Annotated in this window: 18 protein-coding genes and 1 other annotated feature; of the genes, 13 read left to right on the forward strand and 5 right to left on the reverse strand. The window is 52.2% G+C overall.

What is annotated here, in order from left to right; all coding sequences use genetic code 11:
* Window position 1 precedes the first annotated feature (1 nt).
* Window positions 2–1384 (forward strand): DNA repair protein RadA, encoded by a 1383-nt coding sequence (radA, locus tag BM427_RS14050; RefSeq protein WP_090122775.1) that lies wholly within the window; start codon window positions 2–4, stop codon window positions 1382–1384.
* Window positions 1385–1413: 29 nt separating this feature from the next.
* On the forward strand, window positions 1414–2640 hold the full coding sequence (gene nadR, locus BM427_RS14055) for a multifunctional transcriptional regulator/nicotinamide-nucleotide adenylyltransferase/ribosylnicotinamide kinase NadR (RefSeq protein WP_090122422.1): 1227 nt from the start codon (window positions 1414–1416) through the stop codon (window positions 2638–2640).
* A 170-nt stretch (window positions 2641–2810) separates the two neighbouring features.
* Here nadR and ettA read toward each other — a convergent pair whose 3' ends face one another.
* Complete coding sequence (gene ettA / locus BM427_RS14060) at window positions 2811–4478, reverse strand: energy-dependent translational throttle protein EttA (RefSeq protein ID WP_090122423.1); 1668 nt, start codon at window positions 4476–4478, stop codon at window positions 2811–2813.
* A gap of 214 nt (window positions 4479–4692) precedes the next feature.
* Between ettA and sltY the strand changes: the two genes are divergently transcribed.
* On the forward strand, window positions 4693–6633 hold the full coding sequence (gene sltY / locus BM427_RS14070) for a murein transglycosylase (RefSeq protein ID WP_090122425.1): 1941 nt from the start codon (window positions 4693–4695) through the stop codon (window positions 6631–6633).
* Between the two features lie 97 nt (window positions 6634–6730).
* Entirely contained in the window at window positions 6731–7060 is a 330-nt protein-coding gene (gene trpR, locus BM427_RS14075; RefSeq protein WP_007373056.1) for a trp operon repressor, read from the forward strand.
* Here trpR and yjjX read toward each other — a convergent pair.
* Window positions 7051–7566: an inosine/xanthosine triphosphatase gene (gene yjjX / locus BM427_RS14080; protein WP_090122428.1), complete on the reverse strand. Its 516-nt coding sequence runs from the start codon at window positions 7564–7566 to the stop codon at window positions 7051–7053. The genes trpR and yjjX overlap by 10 nt on opposite strands.
* 99 nt (window positions 7567–7665) lie before the next feature.
* On the opposite strand from yjjX, the gene gpmB reads away from it, so the two are divergent.
* A complete protein-coding gene (gene gpmB / locus BM427_RS14085; protein ID WP_090122431.1) occupies window positions 7666–8313 on the forward strand; it encodes a 2,3-diphosphoglycerate-dependent phosphoglycerate mutase GpmB in 648 nt (215 codons plus the stop codon).
* On the opposite strand, the gene robA is transcribed toward gpmB, so the two are convergent.
* Window positions 8310–9182 carry an MDR efflux pump AcrAB transcriptional activator RobA gene (gene robA, locus BM427_RS14090; protein ID WP_090122434.1) on the reverse strand — a complete coding sequence of 291 codons (873 nt, stop codon included), beginning with the start codon at window positions 9180–9182 and terminating at the stop codon, window positions 8310–8312. The two genes, gpmB and robA, sit on opposite strands and share 4 nt — an antisense overlap.
* Window positions 9183–9397: 215 nt before the next feature.
* Here robA and creA point away from each other — a divergent pair, with 215 nt between their 5' ends.
* A complete protein-coding gene (gene creA, locus BM427_RS14095; RefSeq protein ID WP_090122436.1) occupies window positions 9398–9871 on the forward strand; it encodes a protein CreA in 474 nt (157 codons plus the stop codon).
* A gap of 49 nt (window positions 9872–9920) precedes the next feature.
* Here creA and arcA read toward each other — a convergent pair whose 3' ends face one another.
* On the reverse strand, window positions 9921–10637 hold the full coding sequence (arcA, locus tag BM427_RS14100) for a two-component system response regulator ArcA (RefSeq protein ID WP_090122438.1): 717 nt from the start codon (window positions 10635–10637) through the stop codon (window positions 9921–9923).
* A 94-nt stretch (window positions 10638–10731) separates the two neighbouring features.
* On the opposite strand from arcA, the gene yjjY reads away from it, so the two are divergent.
* From yjjY to BM427_RS14135, 7 genes are all read left to right on the forward strand, one after another.
* Window positions 10732–10872 (forward strand): YjjY family protein, encoded by a 141-nt coding sequence (yjjY, locus tag BM427_RS14105; RefSeq protein WP_090122440.1) that lies wholly within the window; start codon window positions 10732–10734, stop codon window positions 10870–10872.
* A gap of 397 nt (window positions 10873–11269) precedes the next feature.
* The gene (locus BM427_RS14110) at window positions 11270–11956 is read left to right on the forward strand and encodes a tRNA/rRNA methyltransferase (RefSeq protein ID WP_090122441.1); all 687 of its coding nucleotides are present in this window, start codon (window positions 11270–11272) and stop codon (window positions 11954–11956) included.
* A 210-nt stretch (window positions 11957–12166) separates the two neighbouring features.
* A complete protein-coding gene (thrL, locus tag BM427_RS25385; RefSeq protein WP_071532065.1) occupies window positions 12167–12235 on the forward strand; it encodes a thr operon leader peptide in 69 nt (22 codons plus the stop codon).
* Window positions 12174–12291 (forward strand) — a sequence feature (Thr leader region). Its footprint overlaps the gene before it by 62 nt.
* Window positions 12292–12315: 24 nt before the next feature.
* The gene (thrA, locus tag BM427_RS14120) at window positions 12316–14778 is read left to right on the forward strand and encodes a bifunctional aspartate kinase/homoserine dehydrogenase I (RefSeq protein WP_090122443.1); all 2463 of its coding nucleotides are present in this window, start codon (window positions 12316–12318) and stop codon (window positions 14776–14778) included.
* A 1-nt stretch (window position 14779) separates the two neighbouring features.
* A complete protein-coding gene (gene thrB, locus BM427_RS14125) occupies window positions 14780–15709 on the forward strand; it encodes a homoserine kinase (protein WP_090122444.1) in 930 nt (309 codons plus the stop codon).
* 3 nt (window positions 15710–15712) lie between these two features.
* Window positions 15713–16999, forward strand: a complete 1287-nt coding sequence (gene thrC, locus BM427_RS14130) for a threonine synthase (protein ID WP_090122445.1) — start codon at window positions 15713–15715, stop codon at window positions 16997–16999.
* A gap of 195 nt (window positions 17000–17194) precedes the next feature.
* On the forward strand, window positions 17195–17482 hold the full coding sequence (locus BM427_RS14135; protein ID WP_090122447.1) for a DUF2502 domain-containing protein: 288 nt from the start codon (window positions 17195–17197) through the stop codon (window positions 17480–17482).
* A 36-nt stretch (window positions 17483–17518) separates the two neighbouring features.
* On the opposite strand, the gene yaaA is transcribed toward BM427_RS14135, so the two are convergent.
* Window positions 17519–18292 (reverse strand): peroxide stress protein YaaA, encoded by a 774-nt coding sequence (gene yaaA, locus BM427_RS14140; RefSeq protein WP_090122448.1) that lies wholly within the window; start codon window positions 18290–18292, stop codon window positions 17519–17521.
* Window positions 18293–18341 lie beyond the last annotated feature (49 nt).

The raw sequence follows: 18341 nt of genomic DNA on the forward strand, positions 1-18341 counted from the left end.
TGTGGCGAAAGCTCCCAAACGTGCGTTTGTCTGTAATGAATGCGGCGCGGATTATCCGCGCTGGCAGGGGCAGTGTAGCGCCTGCCAGGCATGGAACACCATTACTGAAATCCGTGTGGCCGCTTCGCCCACAGTGGCGCGTAATGAGCGTCTCTCCGGCTATGCCGGGAGCGCGGGCGTCCCGAAAGTGCAGAAACTTTCGGAAATCAGCCTGGAAGAGCTGCCGCGTTTTTCGACCGGTTTTAAAGAGTTTGACCGCGTGCTCGGCGGCGGCGTCGTGCCGGGAAGCGCCATTCTGATTGGTGGTAACCCGGGCGCGGGGAAGTCAACGTTGCTGTTGCAGACGCTGTGTAAGCTCTCTGAACAGATGAAAACCCTGTATGTCACCGGTGAAGAGTCGTTGCAACAGGTTGCGATGCGCGCCCATCGCCTGGGGCTGCCGACGGGCAACCTGAATATGCTTTCGGAAACCAGCATCGAGCAAATCTGCATGATTGCCGATGAAGAGCAACCCAAATTGATGGTGATCGACTCGATTCAGGTGATGCATATGGCGGACATTCAGTCGTCGCCCGGCAGCGTTGCGCAGGTGCGCGAGACGGCGGCCTATCTGACGCGTTTCGCAAAAACCCGCGGAGTGGCGATTGTTATGGTCGGCCATGTCACGAAAGATGGCTCGCTGGCGGGACCAAAAGTGCTGGAGCACTGTATCGATTGCTCAGTGCTGCTCGACGGCGATGCCGATTCCCGTTTTCGCACCTTACGTAGCCACAAAAACCGCTTTGGTGCCGTAAATGAGCTGGGCGTGTTTGCAATGACTGAGCAGGGGCTGCGTGAAGTCAGTAACCCTTCGGCCATTTTTCTTAGCCGCGGAGATGAAGTGACCTCCGGCAGCTCTGTGATGGTGGTATGGGAAGGGACGCGCCCGCTACTGGTTGAGATCCAGGCGCTGGTGGATCACTCGATGATGTCGAACCCGCGCCGCGTGGCGGTTGGTCTGGAGCAGAACCGCCTGGCGATTCTGCTGGCGGTGTTGCATCGCCACGGCGGCTTGCAGATGGCGGATCAGGACGTGTTCGTGAACGTTGTCGGTGGGGTAAAAGTGACCGAAACCAGTGCAGATTTGGCACTACTGCTGGCGATGGTTTCCAGCCTGCGCGACAGACCGCTGCCGCAGGACCTGGTGGTGTTTGGCGAAGTGGGGCTGGCCGGTGAGATCCGTCCAGTGCCGAGTGGTCAGGAGCGTATTTCCGAGGCGGCCAAGCACGGTTTCCGCCGCGCGATTGTTCCGGCGGCAAATGTGCCGAAAAGAGTGCCGGAAGGAATGCAGATTTTCGGCGTGAAGAAGCTCTCTGATGCGCTAAGCGTCTTTGACGACTTATAATTGGCTAAAGATTTTTGCAGGAGGCAACAATGTCGTCATTTGATTATTTAAAAACCGCTATTCGGCAGAAGGGCTGCACGTTACAACAAGTGGCAGATGCGAGCGGTATGACCAAAGGCTATTTAAGTCAACTGCTGAATGCGAAGATTAAAAGCCCGAGCGCGCAAAAGCTGGAGGCGTTGCACCGCTTCCTTGACCTTGAGTTTCCCCGACGGCAGAAAAATATTGGTGTGGTATTCGGTAAGTTTTATCCGCTGCATACCGGCCATATCTATTTGATCCAGCGCGCCTGTAGTCAGGTTGACGAATTGCACATTATTCTCGGCTACGACGAAACACGCGATCGCGAGCTGTTTGAAGACAGCGCGATGTCGCAGCAGCCGACGGTCAGCGATCGGCTACGCTGGCTGCTGCAAACCTTTAAGTATCAGAAAAATATTCGTATTCATGCTTTTAATGAAGAGGGCATGGAGCCGTATCCGCATGGCTGGGATGTCTGGAGTAAAGGCATCAAAGCGTTTATGACAGAGAAAGGCATCACGCCAAACTGGATCTACACTTCGGAAGAGGCTGATGCTCCTCAGTATCTGCAACATTTGGGGATTGAGGCCGTTCTGGTGGATCCGCAGCGTACGTTTATGAATATCAGCGGTTCGCAGATTCGCGAAAATCCATTCCGCTACTGGGATTATATTCCGACGGAAGTAAAACCTTTCTTTGTCCGCACGGTGGCTATTCTGGGCGGTGAATCCAGCGGTAAATCGACGCTGGTGAATAAACTCGCCAATATTTTTAATACGACCAGCGCGTGGGAATATGGCCGGGACTATGTATTTTCTCATCTTGGCGGCGATGAAATTGCGCTGCAATATTCTGATTACGATAAAATTGCTTTAGGCCATGCGCAATATATCGATTTCGCGGTGAAATATGCGAATAAAGTGGCTTTTATCGATACTGACTTTGTCACCACGCAGGCATTTTGCAAAAAATATGAGGGGCGTGAACATCCCTTCGTACAGGCGTTAATTGATGAATATCGCTTCGATTTAGTGATCCTGTTGGAAAATAATACACCGTGGGTGAATGATGGTTTAAGAAGTCTGGGCAGTTCGGTTGACCGGAAAGAGTTTCAGGATCTGTTGGTTTCCATGTTACAGGAGAACCATATTGATTTTGTCCGCGTCGAATCGGCTGATTATGATTCTCGGTTTCTGCAGTGTGTTGAGTTAGTTAAGAAATTGATGGGTGCATAAGCGAAGCGTGCGTACAGTGCATTTTAAATATGCATTTCCGTAATGATCTGCATTGAATATAGCCACCTGGTGTTTCGCCGTAACCGGTGAGTTCTCTGTACGTTTCGGGGAAAGAGTGTTGGGTAAAGGGAAAAAGCGGATGGGAAATCCATCCGCTTTTTTGATGATGCTTATTTAGCGATACGTTTGTATTTAATACGTTTTGGCTCCAGCGCTTCAGCGCCAAGCGTACGTTTTTTATACTCTTCGTATTCGGTGAAGTTACCTTCGAAGAACTCGACTTTACCTTCATCCTGGTAATCCAGAATGTGAGTGGCGATACGGTCAAGGAACCAGCGGTCGTGCGAGATAACCATCGCGCAACCCGGGAATTCGAGCAGGGCGTTTTCCAGCGCGCGCAGCGTTTCGATATCCAGGTCGTTGGTTGGTTCATCAAGCAGCAACACGTTGCCGCCTACTTGTAGCAGCTTCGCCAGGTGCAGACGACCGCGCTCACCGCCTGAGAGTTCGCCCACGCGTTTACCTTGATCTGTGCCTTTAAAGTTAAAGCGACCAACATAAGCACGGCTCGGCATTTCGGTATTGCCGATACGCATGATATCCAGTCCGCCGGAAACTTCTTCCCACACGGTTTTGCTGTTATCCATCGCGTCGCGGAACTGGTCAACCGAGGCCAGTTTCACGGTATCACCCAGGGTGATAGTGCCGCTATCCGGCTGCTCCTGACCGGACATCATACGGAACAGCGTCGATTTACCTGCGCCGTTTGGACCGATGATGCCGACAATTGCACCTTTCGGTACGGAGAAGGACAGATTGTCAATCAACTGGCGATCGCCATAGGATTTGCTGAGGTTGCTGACTTCAACCACTTTGTCTCCCAGGCGTGCTCCAGGCGGAATAAACAGTTCGTTGGTTTCGTTACGTTTCTGGTATTCCGTGTTGTTAAGTTCTTCAAAGCGCGCCAGACGGGCTTTGCCCTTTGACTGACGACCTTTCGCACCCTGACGAACCCACTCCAGCTCTTTCTCAATAGATTTACGGCGAGCCGCTTCCTGAGAGGCTTCCTGCGCCAGACGCTGATCTTTTTGTTCCAGCCAGGAGGAGTAGTTGCCTTCCCACGGAATGCCTTCACCGCGGTCGAGCTCAAGGATCCAGCCTGCAACGTTATCCAGGAAGTAACGGTCGTGGGTGATCGCCACCACGGTGCCTTCAAAGTCGTGCAGGAAGCGTTCCAGCCATGCAACGGATTCAGCATCAAGGTGGTTAGTTGGTTCGTCGAGCAGCAGCATGTCCGGCTTTTCGAGCAGCAGGCGGCACAGCGCGACGCGGCGGCGTTCACCACCGGAAAGATTAGCGACTTTAGCATCCCAGTCTGGCAGACGCAGGGCATCCGCTGCGCGCTCCAGTTGCACGTTCAGGTTGTGGCCGTCGTGCGCCTGGATAATCTCTTCAAACTTACCTTGCTGCGCGGCCAGCTTGTCGAAATCCGCATCTGGTTCCGCGTACTTCGCGTACACTTCATCCAGGCCTTTCAGCGCGTTAACTACTTCGGATACGGCTTCTTCAACCGATTCACGGACAGTATGCTCCGGGTTCAGTTGTGGTTCCTGCGGGAGATAACCAATTTTGATGCCGGGCTGAGGACGTGCTTCACCTTCGATATCTGTATCGATGCCGGCCATAATGCGCAGCAGGGTAGACTTACCGGCACCGTTAAGACCCAGCACGCCGATTTTTGCGCCCGGGAAGAAGCTTAGCGAGATATTTTTCAGAATATGACGTTTCGGCGGGACAACTTTGCCGACACGATGCATGGTATATACGAATTGAGCCACGTTGGACTTCGCCTCTTTGTCATGAGAGTAGTATTCAACAGCGGAGTGTAGCGGTTTTCGACGCTTAATCCCAGCCAACAGCGCCCACACAGTTAAATCACCACAAAAAGGTAAAAAAGTGTGCAGAACATGGCGCGTAGCGGCATGCCCGGTTAGCATTAACGCATTATGCGGCATGATGCTGCCAATAATGTGACAGAAAGAGGAAAGAGCTGTGCAGAGAGCTAAACATGCCGCCTGGCGATTTGCGGCGGCCTGCGTTTGTTTGCTGTCCCTCAGCAATATGGCGCGCGCAGATTCACTGGATGAGCAACGTAACCGTTATGCGCAGATCAAAAGCGCATGGGATAACAAGCAAATGGATGTCGTGCAGCAACTGCTGCCCACGCTGACTGATTATCCGCTGTATCCCTATTTGCAATATCGCCAGATTACCGACGATCTGATGAATCAACCGGCTATCACTGTGACTAACTTCGTGCAGCAGAACCCGACGTTGCCGCCAGCACGCACGCTGAAATCCCGTTTTGTTAACGAACTGGCGCGGCGTGAAGACTGGCGCGGGCTGCTGGCTTTCAGTCCGGAGAAACCCGCCACTACCGAAGCGCAATGTAACTACTATTTCGCCAAGTGGAATACCGGGCAGGCAGATGAGGCGTGGGCGGGAGCAAAAGAGCTCTGGTTGAGCGGTAAAAGCCAACCGAATGCCTGTGACCGGTTGTTTGGTGCATGGCGCGCTTCCGGAAAGCAGGATCCGTTGGCATTCCTTGAACGCATCCGACTGGCCATGAAAGCCGGTAATACGCAGTTGGTGACGCTGCTGGCCGGGCAGATGCCCGCTGATTATCAAACTATCTCTCAGGCCATCATTAACCTTGCCAACAATCCCAACAGCGTCATGACGTTTGCCACCACCACCGGCGCGACCGACTTCACTCGACAAATGGCGGCAGAAGCGTTTGAAAGCGTTGCTCGACAGGATGTGGAAAATGCCCGTTTGCTGATCCCTTCACTGGCGCAAGCGCAGCAACTGACGGAGGATCAAATTCAGACGCTACGTGATATTGTCGCCTGGCGCTTGATGGGGAATGACGTCACCAGTGAACAGGCGCGTTGGCGAGATGATGCGGTGATGCGTTCGCAATCCACATCGCTTCTGGAGCGGCGGGTACGGATGGCGATCGGCGCAGGCGATCGTCGCGGTCTGAATACCTGGCTTTCCCGTTTGCCAATGGAAGCGAAAGAGAAAGATGAGTGGCGTTACTGGCAGGCAGATTTGTTGCTGGAGCGCGACCGCGATGAAGAGGCCAAATCGATCCTGCATGCGTTGATGCAGCAGCGCGGTTTTTACCCGATGGCGGCAGCGCAGCGTTTAGGGGAGGATTACCAACTCCAGATCGATAAAGTACAAGGTAATCCCGATCCGGCGTTGGTTCAGGGCGCGGAAATGGCTCGGGTGCGCGAATTGATGTACTGGGGGCTGGATAATACCGCCCGCAGTGAATGGGCTAATCTGGTCACCAGCCGCCCGCCGCAACAGCAGGCGCAACTGGCGCGCTATGCATTCAACCAGCATTGGTGGGATCTCAGTGTGCAAGCCACCATTGCCGGTAAATTGTGGGATCACCTGGAGGAGCGATTCCCGCTGGCCTACAGTGATTTGTATGCGCGTTACACTAATGGTAAAGCCATTAGCCAGAGCTATGCGATGGCGATTTCTCGTCAGGAGAGTGCGTGGAATCCAGCGGCGCGTTCGCCGGTCGGCGCAAGCGGGTTAATGCAGATTATGCCCGGCACCGCCACCCATACAGTGAAGATGTTTAACATTGCCGATTATCGCAATGCCAGCCAGCTTTTCGATCCAGAAACCAACATCAATATTGGCACCAGCTACCTGCAATATGTTTATCAGCAGTTCGGCAACAACAGGATTTTCTCCTCGGCGGCCTATAACGCCGGGCCGGGCAGGGTTCGTAGCTGGTTGAACAACAGCGCCGGAAAACTGGATGCCGTGGCGTTTGTGGAGAGTATTCCATTCTCAGAAACCCGCAGTTACGTGAAAAACGTCCTCACTTACGATGCTTACTACCGTTATTTCCTTGATGGTGGCAAACCGGTCATCTTTACTGACGCCGAATGGCAGCGCCATTACTGATTTCTAAGGTTTATGCTATGCTGTGTACTCTTTAACGAGTACACTCTTTTCGGAAGCCTCTAAACAGGCTTCCGAAACCAACGAATGGCGGAAAACTATGACTCAGCAATCTCCTTATTCAGCAGCAATGGCCGAACAGCGCGACCAGGAGTGGCGACGCTTTGTCGAGTTGGTCAGGCAGTCATATGAAAAGGATCTGCATCTTCCGTTGCTTAATCTGATGCTTACGCCTGATGAGCGCGAGTCGTTGGGGACACGGGTGCGAATTATCGAAGAGTTGTTGCGCGGCGAGATGAGTCAGCGCGAGCTGAAAAGCGAACTGGGCGCGGGTATTGCGACCATTACCCGCGGCTCAAACAGCCTGAAAGCGGCACCTGCCGATTTGCGACTGTGGCTTGAGCAGACACTGCTGAACGATCAGCGGTAAACTGCGTTATGAAACGGGCTTAGCGCCAGAATTACCGCCTGATGGTAAACGCTCTCGCGGGTCAGTTTACCTGCAGTGAAAACGCCGATAGCACCCTCTTTACGGCCAATTTCATCAATACCGGTGTAGTGTGACATCACCGGTCCGAGCGCTTCACCAGCGCGCACTCTCTGCAAAATAGTCTCTGGCAGCGGCAGCGTGGCTGAGCGCGCTTCGCCCTGCATTTCTGAGGTTTTGATGACGACCCAGCTAAACGTACTGCCTTCATCAATCCCTGCTTCAATGGCAACCCAGAAATCGGCGTCAGGCCGTAGCTTGCGGGCATTGTCGACGCGATTACGTGCGCCAGCCCGCGTTTCCTGACTGCCTAATGGCTGTTCAGGCACGCCGCTATCGACGGAGACAGATTCTATATGGCAGGATCCTTCGCCGAAGATCTCGTTAAAAGCGTGCAGAATAGCCCGAATTTTCGCGGGATTTGTGGTAGCAGAGACAACATGGTGCATAATCTATAATTGGCTTGTCCGAAAAGAGACGCGTTCTTTATCCCGGACAGAGGCCTTCCTCAGATAATAAATTCATCGCAGTATAATGGATAAAAAAGCATGTTACAGGTATACCTTGTTCGCCACGGTGAAACGCAGTGGAACGCCGAGCGTCGTATTCAAGGCCAGTCAGACAGTCCGTTAACCGACAAAGGGGAAACGCAGGCGTGGCAGGTGGCTGAACGCGCGAAAGCGCTGGGCATCACCCATATTATTGCCAGCGACCTGGGGCGAACCCGTCGCACGGCGGAGATCATCGCTGATGCCTGCGGTTGCGAAATTACGCTTGAGCCGCGTCTGCGCGAGCTGGATATGGGCGTTCTTGAACGCCGTCATATTGATTCCCTAACGGAAGAGGAAGAGAGCTGGCGCCGACAGCTCGTGAATGGCACGGCAGATGGCCGTATTCCTGACGGTGAGTCGATGCAGGAGCTGAGCGATCGTATGCACGCTGCGCTGGCTACTTGTCTGGAGCTACCGGAAGGAAGCCGGCCGATGCTGATCAGTCACGGTATGGCACTGGGTTGCCTGGTGAGTACCATTCTCGGGCTTCCGGCTTATGCAGAACGCCGTCTGCGTCTGCGCAACTGCTCCATCTCCCGCATCGATTACCAGCACAGCCCGTGGCTGGCATCTGGCTGGGTGGTGGAAACCGCAGGCGATGTTTCGCATCTCGACGCCCCTGCGCTGGATGAATTACAGCGTTAACGGCGGATTGGTACCAGATATTCGCAGCGAATGTGTAACGGCGGCTCACGGTCGCGTGAGTCGTCAGGCTGCGTGTAGAAATGCTCAATATCCTGGCCTTTGCGGCGCGTAAGGTTGAGTATCGGCATGCACGTGCCATAAACGGTCAGAATAAAGTCCTGTAATCCGTCGGGGGAGCCTTCAAAAGAGAAGGCCATGTAATCGCCACCCTCCAGTAATACCGGCTGTGCATTGCTCAAATAACCATTCGCCATTTCCGGCGTCAGCGCCGTAGTATAAAACACCTCCTGTTCATCGTCTTTCTCGAGGCTGGGGCGCGGTTCGTGCAGCCCGTACAACTCCTGAGGAAGCGTTGGCGAATTGCTTAAAAATTCACGCCAGAACTGGATGCGCATTTGATTACGGAAATCAGAGATCTCCTCCAGCGAGCAGGTGTAGCTCTGCGTTGTGCCGATCAGGTGCATCGGCGGAAGCGTTACAAATTCATGTTTGGGCAAAGTAAACTCGCCAAGACGTAGCGGCGGGCGGATACCAAAGGCGCTCCAGTCTGGCGAACGGCGATAGAGCGCAGGCGTGGTGGTGAACTGTTTTTTGAAAGCCCGGGTGAATGTTTGCTGTGAATCGAAACGATATTGTAGTGCAATATCAAGAATAGGACGGGCGGTAAGCCGTAATGCGACTGCGGATTTTGACAGGCGACGAGCGCGGATGTAAGCACCAATGGCATGGCCGGTGACGTCTTTGAACATCCGTTGCAAATGCCACTTGGAATAGCCCGCTTTTGCCGCCACATTATCTAATGAGAGCGGCTGATCCAGATGGCCTTCCAGCCAGGCGAGTAGGTCGCGAATGATCCCAGCCTGATCCATACAATATCCTCTTCCTTAATATAGCGATGAACACCTGATACCAGGGAACGGATAATAGCGGGTTTTTAAGGCTTTAGCATTCGGTGTTTTTTTTATGCACAAATTCGCATTGTGACTGATTTTCATCATGAATTTTGTAACACGGTGATCTGCAAACAGTTTCTCATTTGAAAACTGAATAGTTGCTAAAGGTAATATTCAAAAATGGTAACAATATGAAATACACGAAGTTATGCATTTCTGCATTGATGTTGGTGGCATGGAGTTCAGCCCATGCGGAACAGATTGGTTCTGTGGATACAGTCTTTAAAATGTTTGGCCCGGATCACAAAATTGTAGTTGAGGCGTTTGACGACCCGGACGTTAAAAACGTGACCTGTTATATCAGCCGGGCAAAAACCGGCGGTATCAAGGGCGGGCTGGGGCTGGCGGAGGACACTTCAGATGCCGCCATTTCTTGCCAGCAGGTAGGGCCGGTTGAACTAAGCGATAAAATCAAGACCGGCAATGCGCAGGGCGATGTGGTCTTCCAGAAACGGACTTCGCTGGTATTTAAAAAATTGCAGGTAGTGCGTTTCTATGACGCAAAACGTAACACTTTGGCATATTTAGCCTACTCCGACAAAGTCGTTGAAGGCTCGCCGAAGAATGCGTTAAGTGCAGTTCCTATCATTCCGTGGAGCAAATAGCGGAAATAAAAAAGCGGCGCCTGAGCGCCGCTTTTTTATCAATTGTCGCTTATTCCTGCAGATCGCCGCAGAAACGGTAACCTTCACCATGAATAGTGGCGATGATTTCCGGCGTGTCCGGTGTGGATTCAAAATGTTTGCGAATGCGGCGAATCGTCACGTCCACGGTGCGGTCGTGCGGCTTCAGCTCGCGGCCGGTCATTTTTTTCAACAGTTCGGCACGGGACTGGATTTTTCCCGGATTTTCGCAGAAGTGCAGCATCGCGCGGAATTCACTGCGCGGCAGCTTATACTGTTCGCCGTTTGGGCTAACCAGCGAGCGACTGTTGATATCCAGCTCCCAGCCGTTGAACTTGTAGCTGTCAACGCTGCGGCGTTCTTCGCTGACTGTGCCCAGGTTCATGGTGCGCGACAGCAGATTGCGAGCGCGGATAGTCAGTTCTCGTGGGTTGAACGGCTTCGTGATGTAGTCGTCGGCACCAATTTCGAGGCCCAAAATCTTATCGACTTCGTTATCACGTCCGGTCAGGAACATCAGTGCTACGTCTGCCTGCTCGCGCAGTTCGCGCGCCAGCAAAAGGCCGTTTTTACCTGGCAGGTTAATATCCATAATCACCAGGTTGATATCATTTTCAGAAAGAATCTGATGCATTTCAGCGCCATCAGTCGCTTCAAAGACATCGTAGCCTTCTGCTTCGAAAATGCTTTTTAACGTGTTGCGTGTTACCAACTCGTCTTCAACAATAAGAATGTGCGGGGTCTGCATGTTTGCTACCTAAATTGCCAACTAAATCGAAACAGGAAGTACAAAAGTCCCTGACCAGCCTGGTGCATGTCGAAAATTAACATGACGGCATAACATGACTAAAGTACGTAATTGCGTTCTTGATGCACTTTCCATCAACGTCAACAACATCATTAGCTTGGTCGTGGGCACTTTCCCTCTGAACCCGACAGTGTCAAAAACGGCTGCCATCCTAACCATTTTAACAGCAACATAACAGGCTAAGACGTAAATGACACCCAATAAAACTACGCTTCGTTGACATATATCAAGTTCAATTGTAGCACGTTAACAGTCTGGCGAAATCTTCACAGTCAAATGCCAGTGCTTGCGACTATTTATCAATAAACCAACTAGTTGCGCATATTAATTGATAAATATGATGAATCCAATACAAGAAAGAAATACAGTAATAAAATACTATGTATAAACATAGGGATAAGCCCCTTTTGTTAACATCTTAGCAGGTACTATTGCTGATAAACAGTGTAGCTTTTTTAATTTTATGTAATCTGAAAATCAGTGATTTATGTTAGAAAATTGTAAATTCGCTCTGCGTAGTATGTTGATATATGTCACATTCTCCTGCGGAATCAGTAAGAAGGGAAAATAAGATGCAATTGGCTGTTGTACTGGTTTGCCCCGCGAGGGCCGAGAATGTTGGCGCAGCTGCCCGGGCGATGAAAACCATGGGGTTTCATGACTTGCGCATCGTTGATAGTGATGCGCATTTGCAGGACGGTGCGCGCCGTGTTGCCCACGGTTCCGGCGATATCCTTGATAATGTTAAAGCTTATGCGACGCTTGCCGACGCGCTGGTGGACGTTCAGTTCACCATTGCGACCACGGCGCGTAGCCGGGCGAAGTTTCACTATTACGCGACGCCAGCAGAACTGGTGCCGCTATTGCAAGAGAAACGCGCGTGGATTGGCAGCGCCGCGCTGGTCTTTGGTCGCGAAGATTCTGGTTTGACCAATGAAGAACTGGCGCTGGCAGACATCTTAACCGGCGTGCCGATGGCGGCGGATTATCCATCGCTGAATCTGGGTCAGGCAGTCATGGTTTTTTGCTATCAATTAGCGTCATTAATGCAACAGGTACCTCAACAAGTAACGCCGGTTGATGCCAACCAGTTGCATGCATTGCGTTTGCGGGCCCGTGAATTACTGGAAAAACTCTGCGTTGCGGACGATATCAAAATGGCAGACTGGCTGGATCAGCGTCTTGGTCTGCTTGAACAGCGGGATACTGCAATGTTGCACCGATTGCTGCACGATATTGAAAAAAAACTCTCCGAGTAAGTCACTGCGATAAGTTTGTTTTATAGTTAAAACCGCTGAAATCTATTATTGTAATGACCTTGTCACGCTGAAAGTAACTGTTGTTTCAGCGTAGCCGGGAAGGCGAATAAAAATGCAAAAAATAAAAATAAATTGACTTAATCGGGCAGATACTTTAACCAATATAGGCATACAGCACAGACAGATAATATTACAGAGCACACAACATCTATGACACGCATCAGCACCATTACCATTATTACAACCATCACCATTACCACAGGTAACGGTGCGGGCTGACGCGTACAGGAAACACAGAAAAAAGCCCGCACCTGAACAGTGCGGGTTTTTTTTTCGACCAAAGATCAAGGGGTAAAACCATGCGAGTGTTGAAGTTCGGCGGTACATCAGTGGCAAATGCAGAACGTTTTCTGCGTGTTGCCGACATTCTGGAAAATAATGCCAGGCAAGGGCAGGTAGCGACCGTACTTTCTGCCCCGGCGAAAATCACCAACCATCTGGTGGCGATGATCGAAAAGACCATCAGTGGCCAAGATGCAGTACCGAATATTAGCGATGCAGAACGTATTTTCGCCGACTTGCTGCAAGGACTGGCTGATGCGCAACCTGGATTTCCTCTCGCACAGTTAAAAACCTTCGTCGAACAAGAATTTGCACAGATCAAACATGTTCTGCATGGTATCAGTCTGCTGGGGCAGTGCCCGGACAGTATCAATGCGGCGCTGATCTGCCGTGGCGAGAAACTCTCCATCGCCATCATGGCCGGTCTGCTGGAAGCGCGTGGTCATAACGTCAGCGTTATCGATCCGGTGGAAAAATTACTTGCTGTCGGTCACTATCTGGAATCGACAGTCGATATTGCCGAATCAACTCGCCGTATCGCTGCCAGCCGCATCCCGCAGGATCATATGGTGCTGATGGCAGGTTTCACTGCCGGTAACGAAAAAGGTGAGCTGGTCGTGCTGGGGCGCAACGGCTCGGATTACTCTGCCGCCGTGCTGGCCGCCTGTTTACGCGCCGATTGTTGTGAGATCTGGACGGATGTCGATGGCGTCTATACATGCGACCCAAGACAGGTACCGGACGCCAGGCTGCTGAAGTCAATGTCGTATCAGGAGGCCATGGAGCTCTCCTACTTCGGCGCCAAAGTTCTTCACCCCCGCACGATTACTCCAATTGCTCAGTTCCAGATCCCTTGCCTGATTAAAAATACCGGTAACCCGCAAGCCCCCGGCACGCTCATTGGCGCAACGTCGGACGAAGATGACCTGCCAGTGAAAGGGATCTCTAACCTGAACAACATGGCGATGTTTAGTGTTTCAGGCCCGGGCATGAAAGGTATGGTTGGCATGGCCGCCCGCGTATTTGCGGCGATGTCTCGCTCAGGGATTTCTGTCGTCTTGATTACCCAATCCTCCTCGGAATACAGCATCAGCTTCTGTGTTCCGCAGTCCGATTGTGTTCGCGCTCAGAAAGCGATGAATGAGGAGTTCTATCTGGAGCTCAAAGAGGGGCTGCTGGAACCGCTGGCAGTGATGGAGCGTTTGGCGATTATCTCCGTGGTCGGCGATGGCATGCGTACTTTGCGCGGTATCTCGGCGAAATTCTTTGCCGCTCTGGCACGCGCCAATATCAACATTGTGGCAATTGCTCAGGGCTCCTCTGAACGTTCTATCTCAGTTGTAGTGAGCAATGATGATGCGACGACTGGTGTGCGCGTTACTCACCAGATGCTGTTTAACACCGACCAGGTGATTGAAGTTTTTGTCATTGGTGTTGGCGGTGTTGGTGGCGCGTTGCTGGAGCAGTTGAAGCGTCAACAAGGCTGGTTGAAAAACAAACATATCGATCTGCGTGTGTGCGGCGTAGCAAACTCAAAAGCATTGCTGACCAATGTACATGGCCTGAATCTGGAAAACTGGCAGGCTGAAATGGCGGAGGCGAAAGAGCCTTTCAATCTGGGGCGCTTGATCCGTCTGGTGAAAGAGTATCATCTGCTTAATCCGGTGATTGTTGACTGTACTTCCAGCCAGGTGATGGCCGATCAGTACGCGGATTTCCTGCGGGAAGGTTTCCACGTTGTCACGCCGAATAAGAAAGCCAACACCTCGTCACTGGATTACTATCACCAATTGCGTCGCGCAGCGGAGAAATCTCGCCGTAAGTTCCTGTATGACACCAACGTTGGTGCAGGTCTTCCGGTGATTGAAAACCTGCAAAACCTGCTCAACGCTGGTGATGAGTTACAACATTTTTCCGGGATCCTTTCTGGCTCACTGTCGTTTATTTTCGGCAAACTGGACGAGGGAATGAACCTCTCGGAAGCCACGGCGTTGGCGCGTGAGTTGGGTTACACTGAACCGGATCCGCGAGACGATCTCTCCGGGATGGATGTCGCACGTAAGTTGCTGATTCTGGCCCGTGAAACCGGGCGGGAACTGGAGCTTTCTGATATTGTCATTGAGCCCGTCTTACCCGCAACGTTTGATGCGTCCGGCGATGTTGAGAGCTTAATGGCGCGCCTGCCGCAGCTGGATGATGAGTTCGCCTCTCGCGTGGCGCAAGCCCGCGATGAAGGGAAAGTGCTGCGTTATGTCGGTAATATTGAAGAAAATGGTACTTGTCGCGTGAAGATCACCGCTGTTGACGGTAATGATCCACTCTATAAAGTGAAAAATGGTGAGAATGCTCTCGCATTCTACAGCCACTATTATCAGCCGTTGCCGTTGGTATTACGCGGTTACGGCGCGGGTAACGATGTCACAGCAGCTGGTGTCTTCGCAGACCTGCTGCGTACCCTGTCCTGGAAGTTAGGAGTCTGACATGGTGAAGGTGTATGCTCCGGCTTCAAGCGCCAATATGAGTGTTGGCTTTGATGTGCTGGGCGCGGCGGTGACGCCGGTAGATGGAACTTTGCTGGGCGATAATGTTTCGGTGGAAGCCGCAGAACATTTCAGCCTGAAAAATATTGGCCGTTTTGCCAGTAAATTACCGACTGAACCGCAGGAAAATATTGTTTATCAGTGCTGGGAACTGTTCTGCCAGACGATTGGCAGGCAGATTCCGGTGGCAATGACGCTGGAAAAAAACATGCCGATTGGCTCTGGGCTCGGTTCCAGCGCTTGTTCTGTTGTCGCCGCGCTGGTGGCGATGAATGAATACTGCGGTAAACCACTGGATGATACGCGCATGCTGGCGTTGATGGGCGAGCTGGAAGGGCGCATTTCAGGTAGCGTGCATTACGATAACGTCGCCCCCTGCTTCCTCGGCGGTATGCAGTTGATGATCGAGGAAAGCGGCATTATCAGCCAGCAGGTGCCAGGTTTTGATGAATGGTTGTGGGTACTGGCCTATCCGGGGATTAAAGTCTCAACGGCGGAAGCGCGCGCTATTTTGCCCGCACAATATCGTCGTCAGGATTGCATCGCTCACGGCCGGCATCTGGCGGGCTTTATTCACGCCTGCTACACCCGTCAGCCAGCGCTAGCGGCAAAATTGATGAAAGACGTGATTGCCGAGCCGTACCGCATGAAATTGTTGCCGGGTTTTGGCGAAGCGCGCCAGGCTGTGGCCGATATTGGCGCGTTGGCCTGTGGGATCTCCGGTTCCGGGCCAACGCTGTTTGCTCTATGCGATAAGCAGGACACCGCCCAGCGTGTAGCCGACTGGCTTGGCAAACACTATCTGCAAAATCAGGAAGGCTTTGTTCATATTTGCCGGCTGGATACGGCGGGCGCACGAGTAGTGGGATAACCAATGAAACTCTACAATTTAAAAGATCACAACGAACAGGTCAGCTTTGCGCAGGCCGTAACGCAGGGGCTTGGCAAAAATCAGGGCCTGTTTTTTCCGCACGAGCTGCCGGAATTTGACCTGACCGAAATCGACACCATGTTGGAGCAGGATTTCGTCAGCCGTAGTGCGAAGATTCTTGCTGCTTTTATTGGCGACGAAATTCGACAGGACGAACTGGAAGCGCGGGTACGTGCCGCGTTTGCTTTCCCGGCACCGGTTAAACCAGTAGAGAGCGATATCGGCTGTCTGGAGCTGTTCCATGGGCCAACGCTGGCGTTTAAAGATTTTGGCGGACGTTTTATGGCGCAGATGCTAAGCGCCATCAGCGGCGACAAACCGGTGACTATTCTGACTGCTACCTCGGGTGATACCGGCGCTGCGGTAGCACATGCCTTCTATGGCATGAAAAATGTGCGCGTGGTTATCCTCTATCCGCAAGGTAAAATCAGCCCGTTGCAGGAAAAACTGTTCTGTACACTGGGTGGTAATATCGAAACTGTGGCGATTGATGCCGACTTCGATGCCTGCCAGGCGCTGGTGAAACAGGCTTTCGACGATGAAGAACTGAAAGCCGCGCTGGGGCTGAACTCGGCGAACTCGATCAATATCAGCCGATTGCTGGCACAGATTTGTTACTACTTCGAAGCGGTCGCGCAGCTGCCGCAGGAAGCGCGTAACCAACTGGTGGTTTCCGTACCGAGCGGTAACTTCGGCGATCTGACCGCCGGTTTGCTGGCGAAATCACTGGGGCTGCCAATCAAACGCTTTATCGCAGCGACCAATGCCAACGATACCGTGCCACGTTTCCTCAAAGAGGGGCAATGGCAGCCAAAAGCGACACAAGCGACGCTCTCAAATGCCATGGATGTTAGCCAGCCGAACAACTGGCCGCGCGTTGAGGAGCTGTTCCGCCGTAAAATTTGGCGTCTGAATGAGCTGGCTTATGCTGCTGTGGACGATGAAACGACGAAAGCGGCCATGCGCGAGCTGAAGGATAAAGGCTATGTTTCCGAGCCGCATGCCGCGATTGCATATCGCGCCCTGCGCGATCAGCTTAATCCGGGTGAGTACGGCCTGTTCCTCGGTACGGCCCATCCTGCGAAATTCAAAGAGAGCGTGGAGGAGATTTTGGGCGAATCGTTGCCGCTGCCGAAAGAGCTGGCGGATCGCGCGGATATGCCGCTACTTTCCCATCATTTGCCTGCGGATTTTTCTGCATTACGTCAGTTGATGATGCGTAACGCGTAATTTCTCTGCTTCCCCTGCCTGCAAGCGGGGGAATCAGGGAGAAATTATGTAGAGAAATGACAGTGAAAATGGATGAATTCCCAATAAATGCGGGGGTTAGAAGATTAGGATTGCGGACAATAACAACATCCTCTGGCGTCGCATAATCTCCTGACATCGGCCCATAACGGGCAAGATGATGCAAAGGAGTAACCTATGTTGAAACCTATGATGTTAGCGCTTTCCATGATGTTGGTGGCTCCTCTGGCTGTGCAGGCCGCAGAAATCACCCTTGTGCCAGCAGTGAAACTGCAAATCGGCGATCGCGACCGCGCTGGAAACTACTGGGATGGCGGCCACTGGCGCGATCATGGTTGGTGGCAGAAACACTACGAATGGCGTGAGAACCGCTGGCAGCCGCACGGCCACTTTGACGATCACCATGATTATCGCCATGACGATCATCATGGCGGGCCAGATGATGACTGGCATCGCCATCCATAACTTTCTAACCCTCTCTCGAACAGGAGAGGGTTTTTCTTATTGTTCGTGCCGCTTAAACACCCACTCTTCCTGCGATGAAACTTCCCGATCAAAGACATAGCCTTCACTGTTAAACCCGGTTAATTGCTCCGGTTTCGTCAGGCGATTCTCAATAATAAAACGACTCATCAGACCGCGTGCTTTTTTGGCGTAGAAGCTGATAACTTTGAACTTGCCGTTTTTCTCGTCAAGAAACACCGGTTTAATGATCCGGGCGTTCAGCTTTTGCATTTTGACCGATTTGAAATACTCATCAGAGGCCAGATTGATAACGATCTCATCGCCTTGTGCCGCAATGGCTTCGTTGAGTTTGTGCGTGATCACGTCGCCCCAGAATTGGTAGAGATCTTTCCCTTTGGCATTTTCCAGGCGAATACCCATCTCCAGGCGGTACGGTTGCATCAGATCCAGTGGACGCAGCACGCCGTATAAACCGGAAAGCATACGCAGATGTTGCTGCGCGAAATCGAAATCCGCATCGCTAAAGGTTTCTGCCTGTAAGCCGGTATAGACATCCCCTTTAAATGCCAGGATGGCCTGGCGCGCATTTTCCGGGGTGAAATCAGGTTGCCAGTCGTGAAAACGCGTGGCGTTCAGATCGGCCAGCTTGTCGCTGATCCCCATTAGCGCTTTGATTTGCGGCGCGGAGAGCTTACGCGCGCTGTTAATCAGTTGCTGTGAGTGATCCAACAGTTCCGGCTGGGTAAAACGCGTGGTCGCCAGCGGGCTCTGGTAATCGAGGGTTTTGGCAGGTGAAATAAGAATCAGCATACTCAGTCCTTGCTGTGCGAGAAATTTCCGCTGACTTTAGCAAAAAAAA

This window comes from Kosakonia arachidis (assembly GCF_900116535.1).
In the GTDB taxonomy this organism is placed as follows: domain Bacteria; phylum Pseudomonadota; class Gammaproteobacteria; order Enterobacterales; family Enterobacteriaceae; genus Kosakonia; species Kosakonia arachidis.